This is a genomic window from Thalassotalea sp. ND16A, from assembly GCF_000764205.1.
In the GTDB taxonomy this organism is placed as follows: domain Bacteria; phylum Pseudomonadota; class Gammaproteobacteria; order Enterobacterales; family Alteromonadaceae; genus Thalassotalea_A.
Genome location: NZ_JQDZ01000068.1, coordinates 157,883 through 180,023 on the forward strand (window position 1 = coordinate 157,883; position 22,141 = coordinate 180,023).

19 protein-coding genes are annotated in these 22,141 nt (G+C 41.2%); 9 read left to right on the plus strand and 10 right to left on the minus strand.

Going from position 1 to position 22,141, the window contains the following annotated elements; genetic code table 11:
- Window positions 1-61 precede the first annotated feature (61 nt).
- The 3 genes from ND16A_RS07990 to pabB all read right to left on the minus strand — a co-directional run bounded on the left by ND16A_RS07990 (window position 62) and on the right by pabB (window position 3,615).
- A complete protein-coding gene (locus tag ND16A_RS07990) occupies window positions 62-1,438 on the minus strand; it encodes an L-serine ammonia-lyase (RefSeq protein WP_033077869.1) in 1,377 nt (458 codons plus the stop codon).
- A 96-nt stretch (window positions 1,439-1,534) separates the two neighbouring features.
- Complete coding sequence (locus ND16A_RS07985; protein WP_033077870.1) at window positions 1,535-2,104, minus strand: CoA pyrophosphatase; 570 nt, start codon at window positions 2,102-2,104, stop codon at window positions 1,535-1,537.
- Between the two features lie 80 nt (window positions 2,105-2,184).
- Window positions 2,185-3,615 carry an aminodeoxychorismate synthase component I gene (pabB, locus tag ND16A_RS07980; RefSeq protein ID WP_052073132.1) on the minus strand — a complete coding sequence of 477 codons (1,431 nt, stop codon included), beginning with the start codon at window positions 3,613-3,615 and terminating at the stop codon, window positions 2,185-2,187.
- A gap of 305 nt (window positions 3,616-3,920) precedes the next feature.
- Here pabB and ND16A_RS07975 point away from each other — a divergent pair, with 305 nt between their 5' ends.
- From ND16A_RS07975 to ND16A_RS07965, 3 genes are all read left to right on the plus strand, one after another.
- Window positions 3,921-5,450, plus strand: coding sequence for a fumarate hydratase (locus ND16A_RS07975; protein ID WP_033077871.1), 1,530 nt, complete (start codon window positions 3,921-3,923; stop codon window positions 5,448-5,450).
- 100 nt (window positions 5,451-5,550) lie between these two features.
- The gene (locus tag ND16A_RS07970) at window positions 5,551-7,581 is read left to right on the plus strand and encodes a S9 family peptidase (RefSeq protein ID WP_152593875.1); all 2,031 of its coding nucleotides are present in this window, start codon (window positions 5,551-5,553) and stop codon (window positions 7,579-7,581) included.
- 430 nt (window positions 7,582-8,011) lie between these two features.
- Complete coding sequence (locus ND16A_RS07965) at window positions 8,012-9,310, plus strand: DNA recombination protein RmuC (protein ID WP_033077872.1); 1,299 nt, start codon at window positions 8,012-8,014, stop codon at window positions 9,308-9,310.
- A 99-nt stretch (window positions 9,311-9,409) separates the two neighbouring features.
- Here ND16A_RS07965 and ND16A_RS07960 read toward each other — a convergent pair whose 3' ends face one another.
- A complete protein-coding gene (locus ND16A_RS07960; protein WP_033077873.1) occupies window positions 9,410-10,747 on the minus strand; it encodes a sodium-dependent transporter in 1,338 nt (445 codons plus the stop codon).
- A 235-nt stretch (window positions 10,748-10,982) separates the two neighbouring features.
- On the opposite strand from ND16A_RS07960, the gene ND16A_RS07955 reads away from it, so the two are divergent.
- Window positions 10,983-11,627: an MBL fold metallo-hydrolase gene (locus ND16A_RS07955; RefSeq protein WP_033077874.1), complete on the plus strand. Its 645-nt coding sequence runs from the start codon at window positions 10,983-10,985 to the stop codon at window positions 11,625-11,627.
- A 5-nt stretch (window positions 11,628-11,632) separates the two neighbouring features.
- On the opposite strand, the gene ND16A_RS07950 is transcribed toward ND16A_RS07955, so the two are convergent.
- Window positions 11,633-12,139, minus strand: a complete 507-nt coding sequence (locus ND16A_RS07950) for an RNA methyltransferase (protein WP_033077875.1) — start codon at window positions 12,137-12,139, stop codon at window positions 11,633-11,635.
- 84 nt (window positions 12,140-12,223) lie between these two features.
- Between ND16A_RS07950 and ND16A_RS21870 the strand changes: the two genes are divergently transcribed.
- On the plus strand, window positions 12,224-12,358 hold the full coding sequence (locus ND16A_RS21870; RefSeq protein ID WP_268746314.1) for a hypothetical protein: 135 nt from the start codon (window positions 12,224-12,226) through the stop codon (window positions 12,356-12,358).
- 116 nt (window positions 12,359-12,474) lie between these two features.
- Here ND16A_RS21870 and ND16A_RS07945 read toward each other — a convergent pair whose 3' ends face one another.
- Together ND16A_RS07945 and ND16A_RS07940 are read right to left on the minus strand one after the other, a co-directional pair.
- The gene (locus ND16A_RS07945; protein ID WP_033077876.1) at window positions 12,475-12,879 is read right to left on the minus strand and encodes a DUF3718 domain-containing protein; all 405 of its coding nucleotides are present in this window, start codon (window positions 12,877-12,879) and stop codon (window positions 12,475-12,477) included.
- Window positions 12,880-13,173: 294 nt separating this feature from the next.
- Window positions 13,174-13,368, minus strand: a complete 195-nt coding sequence (locus tag ND16A_RS07940; protein ID WP_033077877.1) for a hypothetical protein — start codon at window positions 13,366-13,368, stop codon at window positions 13,174-13,176.
- 446 nt (window positions 13,369-13,814) lie between these two features.
- Here ND16A_RS07940 and bshA point away from each other — a divergent pair, with 446 nt between their 5' ends.
- Together bshA and ND16A_RS07930 are read left to right on the plus strand one after the other, a co-directional pair.
- Window positions 13,815-14,969, plus strand: a complete 1,155-nt coding sequence (gene bshA, locus ND16A_RS07935) for an N-acetyl-alpha-D-glucosaminyl L-malate synthase BshA (protein WP_052073119.1) — start codon at window positions 13,815-13,817, stop codon at window positions 14,967-14,969.
- Window positions 14,970-14,992: 23 nt separating this feature from the next.
- Complete coding sequence (locus ND16A_RS07930; RefSeq protein WP_235282119.1) at window positions 14,993-17,131, plus strand: cation:dicarboxylate symporter family transporter; 2,139 nt, start codon at window positions 14,993-14,995, stop codon at window positions 17,129-17,131.
- Window positions 17,132-17,439: 308 nt separating this feature from the next.
- Here the strand turns inward: ND16A_RS07930 and ND16A_RS21325 are convergent, their stop codons facing one another.
- From ND16A_RS21325 to ND16A_RS07920, 3 genes are all read right to left on the minus strand, one after another.
- On the minus strand, window positions 17,440-17,610 hold the full coding sequence (locus tag ND16A_RS21325; RefSeq protein WP_160173514.1) for a hypothetical protein: 171 nt from the start codon (window positions 17,608-17,610) through the stop codon (window positions 17,440-17,442).
- 42 nt (window positions 17,611-17,652) lie between these two features.
- Window positions 17,653-17,862, minus strand: coding sequence for a hypothetical protein (locus ND16A_RS07925; protein ID WP_033077880.1), 210 nt, complete (start codon window positions 17,860-17,862; stop codon window positions 17,653-17,655).
- Between the two features lie 388 nt (window positions 17,863-18,250).
- On the minus strand, window positions 18,251-20,098 hold the full coding sequence (locus tag ND16A_RS07920) for a M2 family metallopeptidase (RefSeq protein ID WP_033077881.1): 1,848 nt from the start codon (window positions 20,096-20,098) through the stop codon (window positions 18,251-18,253).
- A gap of 338 nt (window positions 20,099-20,436) precedes the next feature.
- Here ND16A_RS07920 and ND16A_RS07915 point away from each other — a divergent pair, with 338 nt between their 5' ends.
- Both ND16A_RS07915 and nagZ read left to right on the plus strand, forming a co-directional pair.
- The gene (locus ND16A_RS07915) at window positions 20,437-21,066 is read left to right on the plus strand and encodes a TetR/AcrR family transcriptional regulator (protein WP_033077882.1); all 630 of its coding nucleotides are present in this window, start codon (window positions 20,437-20,439) and stop codon (window positions 21,064-21,066) included.
- Between the two features lie 3 nt (window positions 21,067-21,069).
- On the plus strand, window positions 21,070-22,092 hold the full coding sequence (nagZ, locus tag ND16A_RS07910) for a beta-N-acetylhexosaminidase (protein WP_033077883.1): 1,023 nt from the start codon (window positions 21,070-21,072) through the stop codon (window positions 22,090-22,092).
- The last annotated feature ends 49 nt before the right edge of the window (window positions 22,093-22,141 follow it).

The window sequence follows — 22,141 nt, forward strand, 5'->3', positions numbered from 1 at the left end:
TTGTACCTTGTACCTTGTACCTTGTACCTTGTACCCTGTACCCCGTCTCTTGTACCCGCTTCTAACATTCAATAATATTTACCGCCAAACCACCACGTGATGTTTCTTTGTATTTCGTTTTCATATCATTGCCCGTTTCCCACATGGTTTTGATCACTTTATCTAAAGAAACCTTTTGCGTACCCGTACCACGCATTGCCAGGCGTGAGGCATTTATCGCTTTTACTGAGCCCATCGCATTGCGTTCGATACAGGGAACTTGTACCAGGCCGCCAACCGGATCACAGGTTAACCCTAAGTTATGCTCCATACCAATTTCAGCGGCGTTTTCTACTTGTTTAGGGTCGCCGCCTAAAATCTCGGTTAACGCACCTGCCGCCATCGAACAGGCAACGCCAACTTCGCCCTGACAACCAACCTCTGCACCTGAGATAGAGGCATTGGTTTTGTATAAAATACCGATCGCCGCCGCAGTTAATAAATAGCGAATGCAATCATCGTCAGACACAGGTTTTACAAATTTGTCGTAGTAACAAAGTACGGCGGGTAAGATGCCTGCGGCACCATTGGTTGGTGCGGTAACCACTTGCGAGCCGGCCGCGTTTTCTTCATTAACCGCCAAAGCAAACAAATTCACCCAGTCCATGGCTTGCAATGGGTCGGCGTTTTTCTCAACCGTTAGCAAACGATGCAAACTTGGTGCACGGCGGGTAACTTTCAATCCGCCAGGCAATATCCCTTCGGTTTTAATGCCACGCTCAACGCAGGCATACATGGCTTGCCATATTTTTACCAGCTCTGTCCGTATGTAACTTTCATCGTTTAAACATTTCTCGTTGGCCATCATCACCGAGCTAATGCTCAAACCTGATTCTTTACAGATTGTCAGTAATTCATCTGCCGAGGTGAAAGTGTATGGTCGTTTGATATTGGCGTGCAAGGACAGCGCTTTGTCTTTTTCTTTTTCAAATTCGCTGTCTTCAACAATAAAACCACCACCAATAGAGTAATAGGTTTTTTCTAACACAATATTATTACCGTTGAAGGCAAAAATGGTCATCGCATTGGCATGCGCTGGCAGAGTTTTACGACGGTGATAAATAATTGCATCATCTTTTGGAAAGGCGATGGTTTTTTCATTGTTTAAGATGATTTGCTCACTGGCGACGGTGGCGTCCAGAATTTTATCTATGTTGTCAACGGCTACCGACTCAGGGGCTTCGCCATGTAAACCCAAAATTACCGCTTTGCCGGTACCATGGCCAATGCCGGTTTGCCCTAAAGAGCCAAACAGTTCAACCTTGATCCGATTTACCTGGGCAAAAATTTCGTCTTGTTTTAACGAGTCGATAAAACGATTCGCCGCTCGCATTGGTCCCACGGTGTGTGAGCTGGAAGGGCCGATGCCGATGGAGAACATGTCAAATACACTAATCATGATAAAACCTGAATATTTAATGGCGTGTTAACGCGATATTGAAATTATATTCGGATTTTACCCTGAAAGTCGAAATAATCACAATAAATAAAAAGTTTATTTTAGGTGGCTAACCAAGTCTTTTAATATGGCTGCAGTTGCACCCCAAATATTATAATTTAAATATGGCATAAAATAGATATTCTGCTTAATACCATTACGTTTAAGTTCATAACTTAGGTGATTATTTTCATCGATAAAATGATTGAAAGGCACATGAAAAATATCGGCAACCTCATTATCATCCGCTTTGAAAGCATAATTTTCTGGAATAAAGCCGACAATCGGGGTGATCAAGTAACCAGTAATGGTGTGGTATTGCTTTAACTGGCCAATAATATCGACATCGCTTCGAGATAAGCCAATTTCTTCTTCAGCCTCTCGTAATGCGGTTTCAATGATATCAATATCGGTTTCTTCGACTTTGCCGCCGGGGAAACTGATTTGTCCGGCATGATGTTTTAAATGGATGGCTCGCTGCGTTAACACCACCTCTATACCATTATGCGTTTGCACTAGGGGGATAAGTACACTGGCATGTTTCAACTCACCATTGTGCTGATAGGTATGAGTAATTTCATCCAGGTGATGGAAGGCGAAGCGCTGCAAAAACTGCTGTTTATTCATTGCCAATTCCTAGCTGCAACTCTATAAAAATGTACCCTAGTTATTTTTATCCTAGCAGTTTTTATCGAACAAGGGCATGATTATTCAGACTTATTGCACGATTGCAGCACAGGTAATATTTTATTAACTTTATCAAAGGTTTCTTGATATTCACTATCTACTTGTGAATCGGCGACCAAACCGCCGCCAGCCCAGCAGTGAATTCTTTCATTTTCACAAATAAGAGTCCTGATGGTAATACTGCTGTCCATGTTGCCACAAGCTGAAATATATCCAATAGAGCCGCAATAAACGCTACGGCGATGCGGTTCGAGTTCTTCAATGATCTCCATTGCTCTTATCTTTGGTGCGCCCGTGATAGAGCCACCAGGGAAGGCGCCACGCAATAAATCTGTGCCATCAAACCCCTGGGCTAACACACCTTCAACCGTACTGACTAAATGGTGCACTGCCGGAAAGCTTTCAATGGCGAAAAGAGAAGGTACATTCACGGTGCCCGACCGACAAACTTTCGAGATGTCATTTCTCAGCAAATCGACAATCATTAAGTTTTCAGCTCGATCTTTTGCCGAGTTTTGTAACTGCACCGCATACTCTTGGTCAAATTCGTGAATATTCGATCGTGGCCGGGTGCCTTTTATTGGTTTCGATTGTACCTTCTGATTTTTCAGCTGTAAAAACCGCTCCGGAGACACACTTAAAATAACACCATCTTCTATGCGCATAAACGCAGAGAATGGCGCTTTATTGTTTTCTCGCAACTTTTTATAAGCGCTATATTCATCGCCTTGATAAAGTGCAGAAAATCGTTGTGCCAAATTAATTTGATAGCAATCGCCCGATAACAAATACTGCTGAACTTGGTTGAATTTATCTTCATATTGCTGTTTGCTCATATTCGAGCGCCAATCGGTAGTCAGCTCAAAACTTGTTGCTGAAGAGGTCGTGTCGTTATGGTAATAGTTTGTCAGTTTCTCAGCGATGCTATCGCTAAGCTGTTGCAGATTGTTCTCATGGCTCACCAGGGTAAAAAGTTTGCTATTTCGATCGTAAATGATGGCTGTTTTATAGATACCAACTGCCATTTCCGGTAGGGTGATATCGACGCTACTCTTCGCTGGCAGTTGTTCAAAACGGCGTCCCAGGTCATAACTAAAATAACCCACTGCGCCACCACAAAATGGCAGGCTTGCATCTTCGACAATTGACAACGGAAAGACTTCGGCCTGCACTTGCTTAATTAGCGAGAGAGGATCAGCCGTTGATATTTCTACTTCGTCACTCTCTCGGTAATGAATTCTGGTAGAAGTTATCGCTGTTTTTAAGGTGACTACCGGCTCATAGACGAAAATGTCGTAGCGACAGTTAACGTGTTCAGAGTTACCCGAATCGAGCCAAAACGCCCAATTATCTTGCGCCCAAATTTCAAAAAATTGCTCTGGAGTGTATTTATTTGCACAAGTTAGGGGCGAGGTAAAATAAGGTTTCGTTGTATTTTGTGGTACTTTCACTAGGCTTATTACGATCAGTTCTTGGTTTTTGCAAACCATTACATTTAGTTATCAGTATTGTAGCAAACTTTTTTGATGACTTTTATCGATAATATAGCCAATAGTCATATTGTTATCCCAAGTCGAGAGTTGTATCATACTTGCACTTATACACAGCGCACTATTTTCACGATTTAGCTAACAAATCTAACTCGCGGTTATGTTTTGTTACTTTATAGCAAGTTGATTAAAAATGAGCAGATATTTAATCAACTTGCTATTAGCTGTATCGTTTTTGCAAACTTCACGTTAACGACGAGACAATTATGACGGTTATTAAGCAACAAGACTTTATTGACAGCATTGAAGATGCTTTACAATACATTTCTTTTTACCATCCCATCGATTTTATTCAAGCCCTTGAAAAAGCCTACAATAAAGAGCAAAGCCAGGCAGCTAAAGATGCCATTGCGCAAATCTTAATTAATTCACGCATGTCAGCGCAAGGCAAACGCCCGATCTGTCAAGATACCGGTATTGTTACCTGTTTTGTGAAAGTGGGGATGGATGTTAAATGGGATAACACCAATTTAACCGTACAACAAATGGTTGATGAAGGTACTCGTCGAGCCTACAGCAACCCAGATAACCCGTTACGTGCATCGATTGTGGCAGACCCAACCGGCGCGCGTAAAAATACCAAAGACAATACCCCTGCTGTGGTTCATATCGACTTGGTTGCCGGTAGTGAAGTGGAAGTGATGATCGCGGCGAAGGGCGGCGGTAGTGAAAACAAAACCAAAATGGTAATGTTAAACCCAAGCGATTCCATTGCCGATTGGGTAGTGAAAACACTACCAACGATGGGGGCTGGCTGGTGTCCTCCTGGAATGTTAGGCATAGGCGTGGGCGGCACGGCTGAAAAAGCTGGCGTACTTGCCAAAGAAAGCTTGATGGATCCGGTAAACATTCAAGAGTTAATTGAACGTGGCCCAGAAAATGCGGAAGAAGAATTGCGTTTAGAAATTTTTGAACGGGTGAATAAACTCGGCATTGGCGCCCAAGGTCTTGGCGGTTTAACCACAGTTGTAGATGTGAAAATTAATGCGGTACCAACGCACGCGGCGTCAAAACCTGTAGTAATGATCCCAAATTGTGCGGCAACTCGTCACGTACACTTCCACCTTGATGGTAGTGGCCCAGCCGATTTAACGCCACCAAAACTGGAAGAATGGCCAGAAGTGACCTGGGAAGTGGGTGATAATGTTCGTCGTGTTAATGCCGATGGCTTAACCAAAGCCGATATCGCCGAGTGGAAAACCGGTGAAACGGTATTATTGTCAGGCAAGATTTTAACCGGTCGCGATGCCGCGCATAAACGTATTCAGCAATTATTAGAGTCAGGTGAAGGCTTACCGGAAGGCGTAGATTTCAATAATAAGTTTATTTATTACGTTGGCCCGGTTGATGCCGTAGGTGATGAAGCCGTAGGTCCGGCAGGCCCAACCACGGCGACTCGTATGGATAAATTTACTGACATGATGTTAGATGAATTAAACCTGCTAGGTACCATAGGTAAAGCAGAGCGTGGCCCGGCAACCGTTGAAAGCATTAAAAATCACAAATCAGTGTATTTAATGGCGGTAGGCGGCGCAGCGTACTTAGTATCAAAAGCGATCAAGAAATCTCGAGTGGTTGCCTTTGAAGAATTAGGTATGGAAGCCATTTACGAATTTGAAGTAGAAGACATGCCAGTAACGGTTGCTGTTGACAGTACCGGTGAGTCTGCACATGTGACAGGACCGGCGATTTGGCAGAAAAAGATAGAAATTATCGACGCCGCTGCAAAAGCATAACTTAGAAAACTCAGGTACAACAACAAACGCCCGCTAGTAGGGCGTTTGTTGCATATAATAATAAAAAATATAACAAAAGTTATACCAACAAGAGAATATTATGATCAGAAAATCCTTAAAAATTGTGGCACTTGCCGCACTGCCTTTTGCCTCTGTGGCTTTGGCGGTTGAGCAAAACGAAGTGTTAACCGTAGACAAATTAAATAGCTTAAATCAGGTACATAACGTGTCCATTTCACCGGATGGCAGCCAACTGGTTTATGGCATTAAAAAAGGTCAGGAAAAAGGCAACAATCATCTTTGGCTACAAAACGTTAAATCAGGTGCGGTTAGCCAATTAACCAGCCATAGCAAGAGTGAAAGTTCTGTTACCTGGGCAAAAGATGGTAGTGGTGTATATTTCATTTCAAATCGTGCGGGTTCGAGCCAGTTATGGTTTTTATCCGTTAACGGCGGCGAAGCGGTGCAGTTAACCGATTTTCCGTTAGACGTTGAAGGCTATAAGTTATCGGCAGATGAGCAAAAACTAGCCGTTGCCTTTACCGTATTGCCAGGGTGTAAAACTTTCGACTGTACTCAAGAAGCTGTTGCCCTCGAGGAAGCAAAAAAACACAATACCAGAGCTTATGATAAGTTAATGGTACGCCATTGGGATCACTGGTTGGACAATTTTAATTCACACTTATTTGTCGCCGATCTACAAAAGGGTAAAGTAACCACTGAAGCTGTTGATGTTATGGCTGATTGGAATACCGACTTTTCTGGTATGGGCGAAGTGTCGTTTAAACCCGACGGTAAAGCGTTAGCGTTTTCTGCAAAAGTTCCGGGCAATGACCATGCCTGGACTACCAACTGGGATATTTTTGAGGTTAACCTTGAGAACAACGAAGTTAATAACTTAACCGTAGATAATAAAGCCTGGGATGCAATGCCGGTGTATTCATCTGACGGTCGTTATTTAGCGTATAAAGCAATGAAAACGGCGGTTTATGAATCAGATAAATTTAGTTTGCAAGTAATAGATTTACGTACCAACAAAGTAAAAGATGTTGCGCCATTATGGGATCGCTCAATTGCCAGTTTTCAATTTGACAGTGATAACCGCAGTGTAATTGCCATTGCCCAGGATATTGGCCAAAAAAGTATCTTCAAAATCGATTTACAATTCGGTGACGTAACGCCAATCTATAATCAGGGATATGCGGGTGATGTGTCTATTGCCGGTGATGCTTTGTATTTTACCCGTCATAATTTAGCTAGCCCAAGCGATATTTTTACCATCAATAAAGACGGCTACGGCATTAAGCAATTAACCGATGTTAACCAAGAGAAAATGGCAAACATTACCTTAGGGGCCTACGAGCAATTTAAATTTAAGGGCTGGAACAACGAAGACGTGCATGGTTACTGGGTAAAACCAGCAAACTTTAAAGCCGGTGAGAAATATCCCATTGCATTTTTAGTGCACGGTGGCCCACAGGGCAGTTTCGGCAACATGTTCCATTACCGTTGGAATGCACAACTATGGGCTGCGCAAGGATATGCAGTAGTGATGGTAGATTTTCATGGTTCAACAGGTTATGGCCAGGCATTTACCGATTCAATCTCGCATGATTGGGGTGGTAAACCACTTGAAGATTTACAAAAAGGTATGGCGTTTATTACCCAGCAACAAACATGGTTAGACCGTGATAATGCCTGTGCATTGGGTGCATCTTACGGTGGCTATATGATGAACTGGATCATGGGTAACTGGTCAGACGGTTTTAACTGTATGGTTAACCATGCGGGCCTGTTTGACATGAAAAGCTTTTATAACGTCACCGAAGAATTATGGTTCCCTGAGCACGACTTTGGTGGTCCATACTTTGAAAACGAAGCCGAGTACACTAAATTTGATCCTTCACGCTTTGTCGATAACTGGAAAATGCCAATGCTGGTGATCCAGGGTGAACTTGATTACCGCGTGCCTTATGGTCAAAGTTTAGGCGCATTTACTACGCTACAACGCAAAGGCATTGATTCTCGTTTGGTGATGTTCCCTGATGAAGATCACCATATCCGTAAGCCGGATAATTTAAAAGAATGGTACCGTGAAGTCTTTGTGTGGATGGGAAAGTATGTGAAGTAAGAGGTACGAGGTACAAGGTACAAGCAGACCGTGTAAACTATAGGGGCGGGTAATGTTTGTTGAATGTGCTTCGAGCTTCTAGCTACGAGCAGGATATTTTATGTCAAGTGAATGCCTATCTGCTCAGACTTAGCGTTGGTAAGGACAATTTCGTATTCTATCGATAATGCGATCTTCCCGCCGCTCTCAGCTTATCTATATAATCTAAACCATCTAGTTATCGGTGCAGACTGCTTGTACCCCGTATCCTGTACCTTTCACTCTAGGAATAAGATACACTCACTCAATGGAATAACTATGAAACATCTCGATTTTTGTCGGGATGTTTTTTTTGCCTTTACATGTCTAGCCGGGAAATGTTTTAATAACTGTAAATGTATCCAGTGTATTGATTGTTAAAAGCAACCATTACCAATAATAAGAATTCATTATGGCTATTGATTTAAATTTGTTTGTTCTGCTTGCGGCGTTTGCGTTGCTGCTGCTTGTTGCGGTGATTTTGATGTTAAGGAGTGCCCTTACTCAAATTAATCAATTAAACCTGCAAATTCAGGCGCAAAGTGACACTAGCGTATCCATTCAAGAACGCTTGCAACTCAATCAAGGGATGGCGCAAAAACAATTAGAATTTCAGGCGAAATTTTCGTCAAACTTGCAACAAACAATTGGCCAATTACGGTTGTCGTTACTAGAGCAATTAAATTCGCATAAAGAGCAATTTAATCAAAACCAAATAACCGCCATTAATCAACTGGTTGAACATTTAAACAAGTCGACCAAACAAAGTCGGGATGAGTTAAGCCATTCGTTAAAAGACAATGCTGAAGTGCTGGCAAAACGCATGGGTGAGTTAACCGAGAGTACCGATAAACGGCTACAAGATATCTCTGCAGGGGTTGAAAAACGATTAACTGATGGTTTTGATAAAACCACCAAAACCTTTAATGATATTTTAAAACGGCTGGCATTAATTGATGATGCGCAAAAGAAAATAACCGAACTGTCAACCAACGTGGTGAGTTTACAGGAAGTATTGGCCGATAAGCGTTCTCGTGGTGCGTTTGGTGAAGTGCAACTCAATGCGTTGATCCGTAATGTATTACCGGAAAAACATTTCTCAATTCAGCATACACTCTCGAACGGTAAGATTGCCGACTGCATTTTATTTCTGCCAAAACCGACCGGCAATGTGGTAATAGATTCTAAATTTCCATTAGAAAGCTATAAACGAATGACCCATATTGATATTGGTGTGTCGGATAAAAAGCTGGCTGAGAGACAATTTAAACAAGACATTAAAAAACACATTAATGACATTAGTGACAAATATTTAATTGATAACGAAACCGCCGATGGCGCGGTAATGTTCATTCCTGCAGAAGCTATTTTTGCGGAAATACATGCCCATTATCCTGAGCTGATTGAAGAGGCATACAAAAAGCGCGTCTGGCTAGCCTCGCCAACGACGTTGATGGCGATTTTAACCACCGCTCGCTCGGTATTAAAAGACGAAGCCACACGCAAACAAATCCACGTGATCCAAGAGCACTTATCACAACTGGGTGCCGATTTTAGCCGCTTCAGAACTCGCTTCGATAATTTGGCGAAACATATCGATCAGGCGGCAAGTGATGTGAAGCAAATTCATACCTCGGCCAATAAAATTTCTGGGCGTTTCGAAAAAATAGAACAGGTAGATTTGGCTGAAGATGAACTGATATCAAGTTAATTAAAACTCGAAGTGAACTAAAATGATTTAAGCGAAAAAAGGGCTGGTGGTAAATTAAATTTACTACCAGCCCTTTTTATTGTTTCAATAAATGCGCCGTTATAACGACATGATAACGTTGATAAATACCACCGAAAGCAATACCGGGCAAACATAGCGCAAGTAATTGCCCCATAATTTTAATGATGGTTTTCTCGCCAGCAATGCTGCATCGTTAAGCTGGTTACCACGTTTCCAGATCCAGCCAACCACAATAAAATAGAACAGCCCCATAATCGGTAACTGGAATGAATTCACCCAGGTGATCACTAAGCCAAACAGAGTATCAAAATTAAATACTATGCTCATACAGGCGGATAATACGATAAGTGACACTATTGCGGTTGCCTTGGTTCTTGGCAGGTTTTTATCTTCAACCAAATATGCCACTGGTACTTCGGTAGATGAAATGGTTGATGTTAACGCCGCCATCGACATCAAAGAGAAAAACACCAAGGACACATAAATGCCAATATCACCCATAGACGCAAATAAGGTCGGTAATACCGAAAAAATCAACTGCGGGCCGCCAATTAATTGGCCATCAACAAATACTTCTTGGCCCATGTGCTGGGCAACAAATAAGGTTGGAATGATCAATAACCCGGCTAAAAAAGCGATCAAGGTGTCCAGTGCACCAATAGATAGCACTAGCTTGCCCATATCGGCACTTTTTTTCATGTAAGAGCCATAAACCATCATGCCGCCAACCCCAATAGATAACGAGAAGAACGCCTGGCCCATCGCCGAGATGATCAATTGTGGGTTCTTAAGCTGACTAAAATCTGGTTGTAAGTACATGGCAACGCCTGCACTGGCGCCGGGTTGTTGCAAAATATAGATAATTAAGCCAATTAATAAGACAAACAACACAGGCATTAACCGGCTTGACCAACGCTCGATCCCGGCGTGCACCCCTTTATTGATAATCAGTGCACTTAAAATAATAAATATTGGAGTAAAGGCTAAGTTTCTGGCAAAGCTGGAGTCCGCTAACCAGCTAGAAAGATCGGCAAAACCAAGCAAAGCCATTAACGGTGAAAGAGCGTGCGAGAGCATCCAACCGGCAACGATGGAATAAAAACTTAACATTAACACCGCGCCTAACAAGCCAAATAATCCTGCCCATTTACCCAAATTGCGCGAGACATTCTCACAGGCATCTTGCAGGGCACCAACCGGATTTTTCTGTGCTTGATTGCCAATATACATTTCGGCAAAGAGTGCCGGTAATGCCAATAAAACGGTGACAATTAAATAGACAAAAACAAAAGCGCCACCGCCGTTGTTTGCCGCTTGTGTGGGAAAGCCCCAAATATTGCCTAAGCCAATAGCAGAGCCTGCCGCGGCTAAAACAAAGCCTATTCTAGAGTGAAAGGAATCTCGTGTGCTGTTCATAAAGTATCTTAAAATATTGTTATTCTTATTTAGTGCACTGAGCTTACCTAGGTTTAAAAGTGTTTGAAAGCCATTTATCGTAAATCATCGAGAAAACCCTGCGTTCAGAGCGTAGCGAAGTTCACTAAAGTTTGAAAAACAAATGCGATAGCAGGATGAAAAGTGAAATTGCACTGGAAACCGAAATCAACACTGATTATGATAGGGAACTGAATTAACTTTTTCGATTTATTTTATGCTGCAGTTCAAAATTATTCCGGTGACTCCATTTCAACAAAACGCCACATTAATTTGGTGTGATACCAGTATGCAAGGTGCCATCATCGACCCCGGCGGGGATGTCGAGCGGTTATTAGCCGAAGTTGAGCAAGCAGGCGTAACCCTGACCAAATTGTTACTCACTCATTCTCATGTTGATCATGCCGGTGGCACGCAAGATATTGCCGATAAATTTAACTTAACCATTGAAGGGCCGCATAAAGCCGATCAATTTTGGATAGATATTTTTGAACAACAAATTCAACAGTTTGGCTTTCCAGGTGCACGGGTGTTTAACACCGATAGATGGTTAGAGCAGGGCGATACTGTAACCGTAGGTAATGAAACGTTAGAAGTGTATTTTTGTCCGGGACATACCCCGGGGCATGTCATTTTCTTTCATCGCGAAAGTAAACTGGCACAAGTAGGCGATGTATTGTTTAGAGGCTCGATAGGCCGCACAGATTTTCCCAAAGGCGATTTAGCGACGTTAATCAATTCTATTAAAACCAACCTATGGCCGCTTGGCGATGAGGTTCGATTTATTCCAGGCCATGGCCCAATGAGCACTTTTGGTGAAGAGCGGGCGAGCAATCCATTCGTTGCTGATGGGGTACGCTAACTCACTTAACTTCTTACTTTTACCTTGTTATTGGTATCGCGACTGGTGCGAATAAGATCATCAGATGCAATTGAAACTTTTGCCTTTGCCAACCTGTCGTATAAAACAACGTTTACCGTTGCTGCAAGGTTCATACAGCCAATAGTCGGAATATAAACTACGTTAGCAGCGTTATCGATAACACTTTGTTCAATGGTGCCATCTTCTGGTCCGAAGATATAGAAAGCATTTTCAGGGTGCTGAAATTCGGGCAATGGGATGGCCCCCTCAACCAAGTCGACACAAACTATACTTGCACCTTCAGGCACTACATCCAATAAGCTTTCGGCAGGCGATAACGGAATATTTAACGACACATTTTTTGTATCAGTATGAAATTTGGAGGCAAAGCCATAACGACTGCCAGTATAAAAAACACTATTTACCTGATAGCAGCCACTCGCTCGCATAATTGCGCCAACGTTAGAAGGGCTTTTCGGGTTGGTTAACCCTATTGTTGCTTTGTTTGTCATTATCAAACCTGTTCGATTTTAGTTGGATCAATTGGGCTGAATTATAACGGAATAGTATCTCAATTTCAGTGCCATAAATGACGAATGATTAATTTTAACTGCTCTGAGGGTCAAATCGTTATTTCAGATCAAAGCCAGGTAGGAATTGCAGTGCATGGCGCTACCGCTGTTGGCCAATATTACTGGCCAATTAGCGCTGTTGATAATTTGGGTGAATAAATAACTGCTACTACACATTAACAAGCGCTTTACCTAGAGATAAAGCGTCACGATTAATTTCTCTCATTAACACCTAACCCCCAAGGGGAGGGAATTGCCAGTTACATCAGCGTTCATTATTTTGCAGAGATATAAATCACTTTTATATTTTGTTTAACATTTGATTGAAAAGCTAAATCAATTATCTGTACATCATCTAAATTCACTTTGAATCGGTGAGGGGCTCTCCGACTCAAGTATTCAGCGGTTTCGTAAGCATTATATTGAGCGGCAAAATGAGTAACGTCTTTGTCATTACAAACCAGTGTACTTGTCACATGCCGAGCACCAAATTTATCTTTGCGGATCGCTTGCTTAAGTTTCGGCATATCATTATTTGCCGCCGCGGTACATATGCGGGTATTTAGTGAATTGTTCATCGCTTTAAAAATATATTTAGTTGCAACATCATTGGCGGAAGTTGCAAAAGAAAATGTTCCAGCAAACAGCAACGTTGTGATAATGGAGTAATTAAGCTTCATAACAACCTCATGATTTTATCGACTCAACAATAAGGCTAGTAATTAATTACTCAAATGTTATTTGGAAAAGATAATTATTTTATCAACAATTACCTTATTGTTTTTATTGATTATTTGTAGAGTTAAATAAAACCCAAATAGTTTGTTCAGGTTTTATATACATGCAGAAATCAATTAAAGGTACAACAAAAATTGCACTATTGATAACTTACAAAATGATTTTGGAATTCAAGCGGTAGAATTTAACAACCGATGTTTTTTGTTTAATCTGTAATGCTGTCAATTAAAACTAAATTAGTTAAGCTCCAATATTTTTTCAATTTCCTTGCTGTTTAGTTTCTGCAGCGTTACTCCGGTCGCACAATGCAACCCGCTTAAGGTTGTATATATCTGGTTTGTATCTTTGGGGGCGGCGAATGCTGTGGTTAGTGAAAATAAAATCGTGATGATTAAAACGATGGTAACTACCACTATTGATTTAGTACTCATAAAACATCCCTTAATTGACTCAGCAACATAAATATTAGCCCTGATTTCGAGTTTTTTTATGTTGAAAAGATAACTGTTTTATTTGATTGTTAATTTACTGTTTTTATTGGTGTTTATATAAACATGAGTGGTTCGGTAATATTACCATCAGGTTTTGTTAAGCTAGAAAGTGGTCGTGCTTAGGATAAATATAAACTTAAATGAACACCATTGTTTATCACTTGAAGAAAAGTTATGAACAAGCGCCGTAACTCCACAACTTATCATTATTCACTTACCGGCGAAAAACAGAAAGTTTTCTTGGGCCACTGGTATCTTTTGGTTAATTTCACTCTACTTTTGTGATTGTATGGTAATTATCGATTAAAAAATAAACCCGACGAACTACAATTCACCTAATTAACTGCTATAACTTATTGTTATGAATAAAAAATGAGTCTCAATGCATGCGAATTGGTGTGGTGTGTCATCCGACAATAGGTGGGTCTGGGCTGTTGGCTACTCAGCTAGGCATTGGCATGGCTAAATTAGGTCATCAGGTACACTTTATTTCACGTACTCGGCCGTTCAAATTGAGTGAAAATTGCCCCAATACTTTTTTTCATCGGGTAGAAGGTATTGATTATCCTTTGTTCGATGATCCGCTATATACCTTTGCTTTAACGGCTAAAATAGTGGAAGTGGTGGATGCTTATAATTTAGACATTGTTCATGCTCATTACTCTATTCCGCATTCATTATGTGTTCATTTGGCCAATGAAATAACGAAGCACAAATTTCCAATGATCACCACTATCCATGGTACCGATGTTACCGTTGTCGGCAGAGATAAACCGCTTTATCCGTTAAATCAATTCAGCATCAATAAAAGTACTACAGTAACAACCGTCTCCAGATACCAGCAACAGTATATTAAAAAACATTTCGACATTAAAAAATCCATTGAAGTGATCTATAACTTCACCAATTTTGACTTGTTTAAAGCCAGCAACGCCAATCATAGCACCCGCAAACAATGGGCCGATGATGATGAGAAAATACTGATGCATATCTCTAATTTTCGACCGGTGAAAAATACCGAGTTAGTGGTTAAAGTATTTTCTCAGGTGGTGAAGTCGATAAAGGCAAAATTGGTGCTGGTCGGCACTGGTCCTGAAGTGGATTTAACCAAATCATTGGCTGCTCGTCTGAACATCCTGGATAAGGTAATTTTTTTAGGGGACATCAATAATGTTGAACAAATTATTGCCAATGCCGATTGCGTGTTCCAGCCCAGTAGCCACGAGTCATTTAGCTTAGTGTTGCTTGAGGCTATGGCCTCAGGGGTTCCAACCGTGAGCAGTAATGTTGATGGCATTCCAGAAGTTGTACAACATGGCAAAACCGGCTTTATCGCGCCGCTGGATGATCTCATCGGCATGAGTGATCATATTAAAAATATTTTCAGTGATGACGTTCTTAGTGAAAGCATGGCAAAAGCCGGCAGAATACGTGCCGAACAATGCTTTGGCTGGCATCAACAGGTACAAAAATATTTAAAGTGTTATGAAAATACACTGCAAACTTTCCACAGCAACAATGTAATTCAGGTAGGACAATGACGACAACGGAAAATAAAACTAAAATGAGTATGTCCACAATCGTGTTGTTATCTTTTGCCATAGGGATAATCTTTGGGCTTTTCTTTGGTGAATATGTCGCCTGGATGGCGTTTATTGGTGACGCCTTTATCAAGCTGCTACAAATGACTATAATTCCTTACATTATTGTCTCTTTGATCTCAGGTTTAGGAAAGCTATCTTATCAGCAAGCAAAACAATTAGGGGTTAAAGTTGGAAAGCTGATGCTGATTATCTGGGGTATTGGTATTTTAGTGATTTACTCGGTCAAATTTACTTTTCCCGATTGGCAAGCGGGAGATTTCTTTAGTTTGGCAGTGTTGAGTGACCCTGAATCAATCGACTTGCTGGACTTATATATCCCGGCAAACCCGTTTTTCTCAATGTCGAACAGCTATATTCCGGCAATCGTGTTGTTTTGTGTTGCCACTGGCATTGCTTTGATTTCAATTAAAGATAAAGACGCGCTGTTGATCCCAATGCAATTATTAACAGAAGCGTTTAATAAAGTTACCCAATACATTGTAAAATTGATGCCTATTGGTATTTTTGCGATGACCGCAGCTACTGCTGGCACCATGGATTTGGCTGAATTTCAAAAACTGCAAGTGTATTTTGTAGCTCATATTATTATGACCATCATATTAACTTATTGGTTTTTACCCGCGATAGTGGCGGTGATCACCCCGTTTTCATATCGGGATATATCGGGTATCGCCAAAGATGCAATGATCACCTCGTTTGCCGCCGGCAACATCTTTATCGTTTTACCTCTTCTGATAGATCGCACCAAAGAATTATTTCATAAGTACAATATTGGCGATGACAATACCGACAGTTATCCCAATATCATCATACCTGTGGTGTTTAGTTTTCCAAATTTAGGAAAATTACTTACCGTGGTCTTTGTTTTGTTTGCCTCGTGGTTTGCTGGTGGTGAGCTCGACTTTATTACCTACATTCCTATGGCGTTAAACGGTTTAATTAGCTTGTTTGGCAGCGTTTATTTAACCATTCCTATGCTGCTGGATTCATTAGAGCTACCAACCGACTTATTTCAATTGTATGTCGTTTCAAGCTTATTTACGTCACGTTTCACTTCACTTTTAGCGGCGATGAATATCTTCATTTTAGCCGTAGGAGGAACTGCGATGTTAGCCGGTATTGCGAAAATAAATATGACCAAGTTAGTCATTTATGCCGCATTAACGCCAGTGGTTGTTGGAGTAATACTGGTTTTAAGCAGTATGCTGTTAACTTCGGTTGTCAGTTCTGAATACGTGATGGACGAGGTTGTTGAGCAGATGAGCACTGCGGTTGAACTGCCCGAAGAAGTAAAAGCCTATTATGTTGAAGAGCTGGCGGCGCCAAGAAAACTTAGAGACATTCAAATGATCAAGGAAAGTGGTTTTTTGCGGGTTGGTTATAACCCTTTGCAGGTGCCTTTTTCATATTTTAATGGCAAAAATGAATTGGTTGGTTACGATGTTGAGATGATGAAGAAACTGGCAACCGATTTAGGCGTGAAAGTCGCATTTTTTCCTTATACCGATATCAGTGCCAGTAAGGCATTAAATCGAGGCCAATTTGATATCGCCATATCCGGCTTGCAAATGACAACATCCAGAATGCAACGGCTAAGTTATACCCAGCCGGTTCTTACTCTACATTATTCAGTCGTGGTAAAAGATCACCGCGCAGATGAATTTGAAGCCGAACAGATACGCAAGCAAAAATCAGTGCTACTGGCAACGGTTGGCGAGTACGCCATAGCCCCTGAAATTGAAGAAGAATACCCCAATGTTATTATTGAACAAATTGAATCGGATATGGAATTCTTCAACGACAAGAGCGATCGCTGGGATGGTTTAATTATCAGTTTAGAGGCTGGCAAAACGTGGACGATTTTATACCCGGAATACACCACCATATTTAATCGTAACGAATTAAAATCGTATCCGGTCGCTTATGGTGTAGCAAGAGGAAATCTGGAGTTGTTAAGCTTTTTGAACAATTGGCTTACCATTGAAAAACAATCAAAATACACAGAGAAATTATACAACTACTGGATTCTGGGTGAAAATGCTGCACCGAAAATGAAACGCTGGTCGATCATTCGAAATGTTTTACATTGGGTTGAATAAGCGGGCTATTCTAAATTAATGATTAATTTAGAATTTATAAAACCAATAATCCTGGCACTTAGAAAATAGTGCCAATAGAAATGAAGAAGACTATACAGATACAAAACCAGAAAAAATAGCAGTCTTTCAATTGAAATGTTATCTAACATTCAACTGCTCTTTTTCGATTTTTTTGTTGAAAGCAGTATTTAAATTATCGTGTCCCAATTTTCAGTTCTTGTAAAGGAAGGACTCTCCCTCCTTTAATTACAGGAAATTTATTATGTAAACACTTTTCTATAAGAAGAAAGAGTTCAGTAAAGTACCATTTATGAAGGATCTTTCTTTCTTGAGATAATAAACCTTCCCAAAATACCACCAAGTAAACCAAGAACTAAAGCAAGAATCATTAATTCTGTAAAATTTAAATATCGCGCGGATATTCCAACTATGGAACTAATAACGGCGATTATTAAAAGACTTATTTGTTTATTTTTCATTCTAACCTCCAAAAAATGCAGCTCAGAGAGCTGCATATACAATCAGGAAAATTCCATAATTATTTCATGGGTTAAATAAGCTATGCCGCCTATAACTGAGCCAGCGAACGCCCCAGGAACTGCTCCGCCTCCTCCGATTAATGTCCCTGCAAGAGCGCCAGTAACACCGCCAGTAAAGACAGCTGCAGCAAATTCTTTAGCAGAATAAGCACCGTTCACATTTTCGATTTCATTTAAAGTTAATTCACGCATTGTTCGATCTCCTTTCGATTTGCGTTAAAGATAATAGGCTTGTTTTTTTAGCCTATGGTATTGCCACTATTGACAATTTTTAATCCATTATCGGCATCATTTTGCAGACATAATTTTCAATAAATAATCGGGACGATGATAAATAAAAATGTGGGAAGTTGGTTGAAAAAAAACGCTAACTATCCTTGTCAATCTATCACACGTCCGTATGTATGAGGTTAGGTTAAAGTGTGGTGTATAAATGAGAAATGTCAAAAATAAAATACAAAAACAGAATTTTCTGCCCTCCTTGGCAATTCTGCATATAGTTCATCCGTGAACAAAAAGCCTGAATAAATTCAGGCTTTTTGATAAACGTTTTTAAAATAAGTCAGTTAGCGAATCGATTTTAAAAACCACATTGACGATTTTGGTTTTTCTGATCAAGCCAAACTTTTAATGGTGCAAAGTAATCTAAAATTGCGCTGGCATCCATTTGTTCAGAGCCGGTAATTACTTTGTGAGCTTGCTGCCATGGCTGGCTTGCACCCATTTCTAATACCTGGTTTAGCTTAGCCCCAGCGTCTTTGTTGTTATAAATAGAACAACGGTTTATTGAACCTTCATTACCGGTAATTTCACACAGTGATTTGTGAAATTCAAACTGTAAAATATGGGCTAAGAAGTAACGAGAGTAAGGCACGTTTCCAGGTACATGATATTTGGCACCTGGATCAAAGTCGGTTGCTGCACGAGCAATAGGGGCTTTCACACCTTGGTATTTTTCACGAAGTTCCCACCAGGCAGTGTTGTAGTTCTCCGGGGTGATTTCCCCATTGAATACTTTCCAGCGCCACTGATCAACCAATAAACCAAAGGGGATAAAGGCCACTTTTTCCAACGCCATCTTCATGAGCAAACCAATGTCTTTAGACTCATCTGGAATGCTATCAATTAACCCTATTTCCTTTAAATAAGCAGGTGTTACAGAAAGAGCTATGGTGTCACCAATGGCTTCGTGGAATCCATCATTTGCGCTACCCTGGAAATATACCGGCTGATCTTTGTAGGCTCGTTGGTAGAAGTTATGACCTAACTCGTGATGAATGGTTGAAAACTCTTCGCCGGTTTTTTGAATACACATTTTAATGCGAATATCATCTTTCGCATCAAGGTTCCAGGCGGAAGCATGGCACACTACATCACGATCTTCGGGTTTGGTAAACAATGAGCGCTGCCAGAATGATTCCGGTAGCTGTTCAAAGCCGAGTGAGGTAAAGAAGTTTTCCGCACCTTTTACCATATCAATTTCTGAGTATTCATGTTTTAGTAATTGCTCGGTTACATCGTAACCCGGATCGGCGTCTTCTGGTGCCACCAGATCATAAACATTGCCCCAGCTCTGGGCCCACATGTTACCTAACAGGTGAGCTGGAATTGCTTCATCTTGTGGCACTTTATCTTCACCGTAATGCTCACCCAACTCGGCACGAACATGACAGTGAAGGGCATCGTATAAAGGTTTCACTTGTCCCCATAAACGATCCAGTTCGGTGGCAAACTCGTCCGCAGACATGTCGTAGTTTGAGCGCCACATTGCGCCCAAATCTGGGTAGCCTAATCCTTGTGCGCCTTCGTTAGCTAATTCAACTTCGCGCACAAATAAGGGCTTCATATCCGGGCCAATGGTGCGCCAGCCTTGCCAGGCGTCAAGCAGCTCTTCATAATTACGCGATTTAGCCATGGTGGCGGATAGTTGCCCTAAGCTTAGTTTTTCACCTTTGGCATTGGTATAACTGCCTTTTCCGTACATACCGCCAAGCTCTGCCGCTATTGTTGCAAGTTCAGCACTTTTTTCTGGATCTTGTGGTGCCGGTAACACCAATGCCTGTTTTAAAATGTTTAATTTACGGCGTTGTTCTGCACTGACTTCAACCTGGTCAAACTTGGCTGCTGCCAGCGCAAATTTCACCCCGGCTTCTGAATATTCCTGGGCCGCGGCAGCCGATAATGCGGCAGTATCATCGGTAATAAAGTTTTGATAAATCCACTCTATTGTAGAACCTTCGTTGTTCAATCGCTCTAATTCTTTCCCTGTTTGGTCGAGGAAAATTTCAACATCCGCTGTGCTGTAAGCTGTTTGAACTGATTGCTCTACCTTGGTATCGGTTTTTTGCTCACAACCCGAGGTGGTAATTGTGGCGGCAATGACGATTGCTGCTGAAGTTAGTTTGAAATTCGTTAATTTATGCATCATAGGAAAAATTTTCTAATTTTTATTTATATATAAGACGCAAACAGTATATTCGAAAAGGGTGAGATAGCAAAGACTAGATAAAAAAAGACCCAACAGCCAATTGACAGATCGAGCTAATGGGTCCAGGGAGAAGGTTTATATAATTAATTATGGTTGATAATTTCAAAATAGCCTATTTTCAACACAACTTTTTTACTTTATTTGTGCAATTTTCTTCAAATAAATGTTGGTTGTTTTATTTGTTGATAAATCACTTGTTACTTGACACTTTTAACTCTTCCTGTCATTTTAAACGCATGTTTTAAAAAATACTAAAATCTATTGTTATTGGCGTTGTTATGGATACAAAAACAAAAATATTAAATGCGGCAGAAATACTTTTTGCCGAAAAAGGTTTCACCGCCACCTCGCTGCGTGAAATTACCAGCGATGCAGAAGTGAATTTAGCGGCAGTGAATTATCACTTTGGTTCGAAAAAAGAACTGATCAAAGCGCTGATGAAACGCTATCTTGATCAATTATCACCGGTGCTGGTGTCGTCGTTAGTGAAAGTGAATGAACAAACACAAAAACCGACGTTAGAGCAGGTTTTCACCGCGTTCGTTGAGCCACTGTTAAGTTTGAACGCCTATCGACAAAATGGCACCAGCATATTTTTGCAGCTGCTCGGCAGAAGTTATACCGACAGCCAGGGCTTTTTACGTTGGTTTATCACCACCAATTACCCTGGAATTATCGATAATTTTGTTACCGCCGTGCATCGTGCTTATCCAGAGCTTAGTACCGAAGACATTTTTTGGCGTTTACATTTTACTATGGGGACTGCGGTATTCACTATGTCTTCAACCGGTGCATTAATTGATATTGCCGAAAATGATTTTGGGGAAAAAGTGGATGTTGCCGGGGTGATTTATCGAATCATTCCTTATGTAGCGGCCGGTGTTGGCGCACCTATTAGCCGAGTCTAAGTAATGTCGTCATTAATGATTGATGTGCAAGGCACATCATTAACGGCTGAAGATAACGAGCTTATTGCTCATCCGAAAGTGGGCGGTCTAATTTTATTCAGCCGCAATTTTACCAGCCCAACGCAGTTAATGGCATTAAATAAAAGCATCAAAGCGATTAACCCTGAACTTCTCATTGCCGTAGATCATGAAGGCGGGCGAGTACAAAGATTTCGCCAAGGTTTTTCTAATATCCCGGCAATGGGAAAAATTTACCCTCAGGCGGCGAAAGCGTCTTCATCGTTGCAGCAAACTTTGTTTGACGCTGGTAATATCGCCACCAACATGGGCTATTTGATGGCTGTTGAAGTACAGAGTGTTGGCATCGATATCAGCTTTGCCCCGGTGCTAGATATCGATGATATCAGTGATGTTATTGGTGACAGAGGTTTTCACCAAGAGCCCGAGATCATCGAAAGTTTGGCCTGTGCTTTTATCAAAGGCATGAGGCAGGCCGGCATGAAGGCTACCGGAAAACATTTTCCGGGTCACGGCAGTGTCAAAGAAGACTCTCATGTGGCAATGGCTGTAGATAAGCGCAGTAAAAACGATATTTTTGCGAAAGATTTATTGGTATTCGAGCGAATGATCAAATCGAATCAACTCAGTGCATTGATGCCCGCTCATGTAATTTATCCAAACGTTGATGACTTACCCGTTGGCTTTTCAGCGTTTTGGTTACAAACCATTCTAAGACAACAGCTTGGCTTTAACGGCGTGATCTTTAGTGACGATTTATCGATGCAAGGTGCTACCCCCGCTGGCGGTTATGCTCAACGCTGTGAGGCTGCCTATCAGGCTGGTTGTGACATGCTACTGGTGTGTAACGACCGGGTAGGGGCAATTGCTGCGATTGATAATGCTAACTTACCGCGCCGAGCAGAGAGCGAGCGACGGGTGAAATCTATGTTAAATAAGTCGGCGTATGATTTTTCTGAGCTGGATAAAAATCCAAATTGGCAAAAAAGTCGACAGTTTTTATTCTGATCTTACTCTATTAGTTCCAATTTAATTGATGATTGAATTTGCCTACTTA

Excerpts from the sequence above, each read along its gene's own strand:
- ND16A_RS07940 (WP_033077877.1), bottom strand. The coding sequence starts at position 13,368 with ATGAGTACTAAATCAATAGTGGTAGTTACCATCGTTTTAATCATCACG.
- ND16A_RS07955 (WP_033077874.1), top strand. The coding sequence starts at position 10,983 with ATGCTGCAGTTCAAAATTATTCCGGTGACTCCATTTCAACAAAACGCC.
- ND16A_RS07990 (WP_033077869.1), bottom strand. The coding sequence starts at position 1,438 with ATGATTAGTGTATTTGACATGTTCTCCATCGGCATCGGCCCTTCCAGC.
- ND16A_RS07965 (WP_033077872.1), top strand. The coding sequence starts at position 8,012 with ATGGCTATTGATTTAAATTTGTTTGTTCTGCTTGCGGCGTTTGCGTTG.
- nagZ (WP_033077883.1), top strand. The coding sequence starts at position 21,070 with ATGTCGTCATTAATGATTGATGTGCAAGGCACATCATTAACGGCTGAA.
- ND16A_RS07970 (WP_152593875.1), top strand. The coding sequence starts at position 5,551 with ATGATCAGAAAATCCTTAAAAATTGTGGCACTTGCCGCACTGCCTTTT.
- ND16A_RS07985 (WP_033077870.1), bottom strand. The coding sequence starts at position 2,104 with ATGAATAAACAGCAGTTTTTGCAGCGCTTCGCCTTCCATCACCTGGAT.
- ND16A_RS21870 (WP_268746314.1), top strand. The coding sequence starts at position 12,224 with ATGATTAATTTTAACTGCTCTGAGGGTCAAATCGTTATTTCAGATCAA.
- ND16A_RS07920 (WP_033077881.1), bottom strand. The coding sequence starts at position 20,098 with ATGATGCATAAATTAACGAATTTCAAACTAACTTCAGCAGCAATCGTC.
- ND16A_RS07930 (WP_235282119.1), top strand. The coding sequence starts at position 14,993 with ATGAGTATGTCCACAATCGTGTTGTTATCTTTTGCCATAGGGATAATC.
- bshA (WP_052073119.1), top strand. The coding sequence starts at position 13,815 with ATGCGAATTGGTGTGGTGTGTCATCCGACAATAGGTGGGTCTGGGCTG.
- ND16A_RS07915 (WP_033077882.1), top strand. The coding sequence starts at position 20,437 with ATGGATACAAAAACAAAAATATTAAATGCGGCAGAAATACTTTTTGCC.
- ND16A_RS21325 (WP_160173514.1), bottom strand. The coding sequence starts at position 17,610 with ATGAAAAATAAACAAATAAGTCTTTTAATAATCGCCGTTATTAGTTCC.
- ND16A_RS07960 (WP_033077873.1), bottom strand. The coding sequence starts at position 10,747 with ATGAACAGCACACGAGATTCCTTTCACTCTAGAATAGGCTTTGTTTTA.
- ND16A_RS07945 (WP_033077876.1), bottom strand. The coding sequence starts at position 12,879 with ATGAAGCTTAATTACTCCATTATCACAACGTTGCTGTTTGCTGGAACA.
- ND16A_RS07975 (WP_033077871.1), top strand. The coding sequence starts at position 3,921 with ATGACGGTTATTAAGCAACAAGACTTTATTGACAGCATTGAAGATGCT.
- ND16A_RS07925 (WP_033077880.1), bottom strand. The coding sequence starts at position 17,862 with ATGCGTGAATTAACTTTAAATGAAATCGAAAATGTGAACGGTGCTTAT.
- ND16A_RS07950 (WP_033077875.1), bottom strand. The coding sequence starts at position 12,139 with ATGACAAACAAAGCAACAATAGGGTTAACCAACCCGAAAAGCCCTTCT.